Source organism: Kaistella sp. (assembly GCF_032060305.1).
Taxonomy (GTDB): domain Bacteria; phylum Bacteroidota; class Bacteroidia; order Flavobacteriales; family Weeksellaceae; genus Kaistella; species Kaistella yananensis.
Map to the genome: position 1 here is coordinate 1 of NZ_DAMBHK010000092.1, position 4,948 is coordinate 4,948.

At 38.8% G+C, this 4,948-nt stretch carries 5 protein-coding genes; all 5 read right to left on the reverse strand.

The features are described from left to right. Positions 1-131: 131 nt before the first annotated feature. On the reverse strand, positions 132-1,082 hold the full coding sequence (locus V5N63_RS10610) for a GSCFA domain-containing protein (protein ID WP_332033918.1): 951 nt from the start codon (positions 1,080-1,082) through the stop codon (positions 132-134). Between the two features lie 15 nt (positions 1,083-1,097). After that, a complete protein-coding gene (locus tag V5N63_RS10615; RefSeq protein ID WP_332033919.1) occupies positions 1,098-2,069 on the reverse strand; it encodes a polyprenyl synthetase family protein in 972 nt (323 codons plus the stop codon). A 109-nt stretch (positions 2,070-2,178) separates the two neighbouring features. After that, positions 2,179-3,324 (reverse strand): inorganic phosphate transporter, encoded by a 1,146-nt coding sequence (locus tag V5N63_RS10620; RefSeq protein ID WP_332033920.1) that lies wholly within the window; start codon positions 3,322-3,324, stop codon positions 2,179-2,181. A gap of 28 nt (positions 3,325-3,352) precedes the next feature. Next, on the reverse strand, positions 3,353-3,991 hold the full coding sequence (locus tag V5N63_RS10625) for a DUF47 domain-containing protein (RefSeq protein ID WP_088468758.1): 639 nt from the start codon (positions 3,989-3,991) through the stop codon (positions 3,353-3,355). Between the two features lie 162 nt (positions 3,992-4,153). After that, positions 4,154-4,948 (reverse strand): DbpA RNA binding domain-containing protein (locus V5N63_RS10630; protein ID WP_332033921.1); only part of this gene is annotated, 795 nt, incomplete at its 5' end.

Sequence of the window (4,948 nt, forward strand, 5' to 3'; positions counted from 1 at the left end):
TATAAATGGGTGTGGGTATCGATCATTACATTTGTTTTTAGGTTGCAGCCCGACTTGAACGGAGCTCTTTTTTTGAAGCAAAGCGGAACAAAAAAGCGGGAGTGGAAGGCGGAAAAGCTGCCCAAATCAATTTAAAAAATTTTATGTTTCACTTTCGTTTGCTGTGCTGCAATTCGTTTTTGAATAGTTGAGAGAAATTCCTGATGTTTCTGGCTTTTTTCATCTGCAGGTTTGTGGTCTAAAGCTTTTGCGATCTTAAAGTTTTCCTCAACAAAATCCATGGTTTCATCAGAAAAATAAGCGCTCCCAAATTTTTCCCAAATGTACTGAACAGCCTGCCTGCTGGGATGAATTAAATCTTCTTTATAGAAGCGATAATCCCGTAAATCATCCATCAAAATCTCGTAAACCGGCAGATAGTGGCAGTTTTCGAACTCTGGCAGGATTTCATGAATTGCTGCAATTAATTTGGCTTTACTCAGATTATTTTCAACCATTCCGTCTTTGGTATGACGCACCGGAGAAACCGTGAACAGAATCTGAACATTTTCTTTGCAGATATCTTTCAGCAAGGTTACTGTTTCGTAAACAGCATCTGTGATTTCCAGATGTGTTAAAAGCCTTTTTTCAAAATATTTTCCGGGGATTTTATGACAGTTTGCCACCAGTTTTTTCTTGGGCAGAAATTCATAAACAAATGAAGTTCCGTACGTGATAATTACCCAATTGGTTTCCTGCAGAAAACGGTTTCCCAACTCAATTTCAGCATTTATTTTTTCCAAAGTCTGATGAACAAAGCGGGAATTGAATTTGCTGTGATGATCCAGGGAAATTACTTCTTCATTAAACTTTATTAAATCGTCTTCAGCATAAAATTCGGAATGGTACAGCCTTTTAACCGCCTGATTGATTGAAAAGGGGTTAAATATTGTTCCGAACGGATTATTTAATGTCTGAATTTGCCCAGTTTTCAGCAAATCTGATATTTCAGACGCAAAACATGAGCCGATTGAAAACACGCGGTCATCAATTTCCAGCGCTGTATCTGAAACTGGTATTTGTACTTCGGTACGAAATTTCATTGGTGGGATTGAGAATTAACTTTCGCGTCGAAGAAGATAATTTGCAAGTTCGATAAACGGCTTCTTTTTCTCATCCGGAACATTAATCTGGTTAAGATACTCCTGGGCGATTTCGTTATACTTTTGAATAAGAAGAAGGGTTTTTTCATCAACTTTTGTACGGCGGAAGATCTTCTCAACACTATACACTTTGTCTACATTATCGGTTTTTTTCGCGTACCAGTAATCGAGTTCTTTCTTTTCTTCTTCGGTTCCGTGTTCTTTTGCCAAGAGATAAAGTACTGTTTTTTTGTTTTCGTAAATATCACCGGCGTGTTTTTTACCGAACTGTTCCTGATTGCCGAAAACATCCAGATAATCATCCATAATCTGGAAGGCAATCCCTACATTTTTACCGAAATTAAAAATCGCTTTCGCGTCTTTAAAATCCGCACCGGCGATTAGCGCACCAATTTCAAAAGAAGAAGCACTTAAAACCCCGGTTTTATATGTAATCATCCGAATATAATCATTGAAAGTTACATCTTCCTGGGTTTCGAAATTAATGTCGTACTGTTGTCCTTCGCAAAGTAAAAGTCCAGTATGGGTAAATACTCGGATGCAGGCTTTGAACAGTTCCGGCTCCAGGTCATCGAAAAATTTATAGGCTTTCAGCAGCAGTCCGTCTCCCGACAGAATCCCGGCATTAATTCCATGTAAAGTATGAATAGTAGGTTTGTTTCTCCGCAACGGTGCCTCATCCATAATATCATCATGAATCAGCGTAAAATTGTGGAAAAACTCGATAGCCAAAGCTGGTTTTATGGCTTTTTGAAGATCGCCACCAAACATATCGTTCGCCATTAAAACCATAATCGGACGAAGTCTTTTGCCTCCATGGGAAATAATGTAATTCATCGGATCATAAAGCTCCGTGGGTTTATCTTTGAATCTATATTTGTCGATCGCTTTGGAAACTATTTCCTGATATTCTTCTAAAAACTGCATAAATTTCTTGTTTGTACAAAATTACGATTTTAAAAACTTTTCTCCCTCACAGTTGGGCATAAAAAAACCACTTTGTTACAAGTGGTTTCAGGTTTTTTCTTAATATTTTTTATCTAACTGCAATAACAAGCAGGTAAGTAACTCCTGCTACGATCGCCGAAATTGGGATGGTTAAAACCCACGCCCAAAGAAGACTTACGGTGATTCCCCAGCGTACTGCGGAAACTCTTTTTGTTAACCCTACCCCGATGATTGCACCGGTAATGGTGTGGGTAGTAGAAACAGGGATCCCAAGGTGATCGGTAATGAACAGAGTGATCGCTCCGGCAGACTCCGCACTTACCCCTTCCAAAGGAGTAACTTTAGTAATCTTGGTCCCCATTGTTTTTACAATCTTCCATCCGCCGCTCATTGTACCCAAACCGATCGCGAGGAAAGATACAAAAGGCACCCAAATGTAATCGGTAGTGAAATGCTTAAACCGGTCTGCGGAATCCATTAATGCATAAGGATCATTTCCGCCAATCAGCGTTACGTGATAGTAGATTACTGCAGCACCAATAATTCCCATTACTTTCTGCGCGTCATTAAGGCCATGACCTAAACTGAAAAGTGCAGATGAAACCAGCTGCCATTTCTTAAAATGCGCGTCAGCTTTTCGCGGATTGCTGTTTTTGGCAAAATTTACGATAATCAAAGTAATGATTACAGAAACCAACATCCCGATAAACGGTGCCATAAAAATGAACAGGAAAATAGGGATTACCTTTTCATACTTTACAACATTCTGAGTGAACAGCTGCTGAAAGGCCAGTTTCAGTTTCTCAAAAATACCCAAATCCGGACTCGCTAATGCTACGTGATGATAATCCATCACCAAAGCGTGCATTAAGGCCGCGCCAAGGAAACCTCCGATCAAGGTGTGCGATGATGAGGAAGGTATCCCAAACCACCAGGTAAGGAGATTCCATGCGATTGCTGCGATAAGCCCAGAAAATATAACTTCAAGGTTAATATAATCTTCGTTTACGGTTTTGGCAATGGTGTTACCAATTTTAAATTCACCGATGATGTACATCGCCACAAAGAAAGCTGCAAAATTCCATAATGCTGCCCAAAGAACAGCCTGAAAAGGAGTAAGAACTTTTGTTGAAACAATGGTAGCAATGGAGTTGGCCGCATCGTGAAACCCGTTGATATAATCAAATATTAGTGCTAGAGCTATAATGATTATTAATAATACTGGTAATTCCATTCTTAACGTTTAAGGTTAGTGCCCAGGATTAAGCATATTTAATTACGATACTGTCCATCGTGTTTGCTACATCTTCAGCCTTATCGGTTACGATTTCAAGATATTCCAGAACAGATTTAATTTTGATGATGTTAATCGCATCATTGGTCTCGAAAAGTTTTACGGTAGCCTGACTTAAGACATCATCAGCAATATTCTCGTAGGAGTTAATTTTAATACACGATTCTTTCACGGCTTTTCCGTTTTTGAAATCCTTCAGGTTTTCCATTGCAGTTTGGATTTCAATACAAGATTTGTAAATCAATAAGCTGAATTCGGTATAAGCAGGATCAAGCGGTGTTTTATAAAGGTAAATGTACTTTGCAGAAGCATACATATAATCTGCAATATCATCCAGCCCGCTCGCTAAATGGCTGATGTCTTCTCTGTCGAATGGCGTAATGAAGTTTTCGCCTAACTGTACAAAAATCTCATGGGTAAGATCATCGAGTTTGTGCTCGTAATCGCTCATATTGGTAAGCATCGTATCATCATTGATATCGAAATCCAGAAGCCCTTCATGAAATTCTTTAGACATCTCAGTCAAAGTTGCTGCTACTTTTTCAAACAGTACAAAAAACACTTTGTCTTTTGGTTGGAACGCTTTAAAAATATTGCCGATTCCCATTTTTTTTGATTTAAAATTAGTGGTGCAAATTTCCGAAAAACCGTTTTAACTTAGCCGTTTTAATATTAATTTTTCGTAACATTGAGAAATATCTATCCACAAAATTACAAAAAAGAAGTCCCGAAATAATATCGGGACTTATTAATTATTTGAGAAAGGAAATTAGTTTGCCACTTCGGCTCTCATTTCTTTTCCTTTAAATTTCTGGGTTTGTAAACCTTTTATCACTTCATCTTTAAATGATTTCTCAACTTCAAAGAACGAGAATTTTTCCAGAATCTCGATTTCACCGATATCAGGTCTCTTCTTGGATTTTGCGGTAGATTTGTTAATAATCTCGAGCATATCCATTTTCTTCAGCTGGTCTTTTTTTCCTAAGTTAAAGAAGAAACGCACCATATCACTGTTGCTTTTTCTAGGCTTTCTGTCGCGGTCGCGTCCACCATCTCTGAAGCTGTCTCTTCTGTCGCCTCTGTCGCGATCTCTGCCACGGTCACGATCTCTTCCTCTGTCACGGTCTCTTCGACTGTCGCCACGGTCATCAGCATTAAATTTCTGGTCAGCAAGATCATTTTTGTCTTTATAGAACATGGCCAAATCTCTCAACTGAAGCTGCAGTAATTTGTGAACCAATTCTTCTTTCGAAAATTCAGATAAATCCGGGATCAAAGAATCATCAAACGTAAAAAACTCTTCGTGTTCGGTAAATAATTTCTCGAAAACACCGCCAACCTGAGCTTTGATAATCGCCTCACCGGTGGGGATTTTCTTTTCAACAATGTCAATTTTTGTTGACGATTTAATTTGCTTCAGTTTTCTAGATTCCTCTGGCTTAATTAAAGCCATTGATACTCCGTCTTTTCCCGCTCTACCGGTTCTTCCGCTTCGGTGTACGAAAACTTCAGGATCATCTGGCAAAGAATAGTGAATTACGTGAGTCAGTGAATTTACATCCAA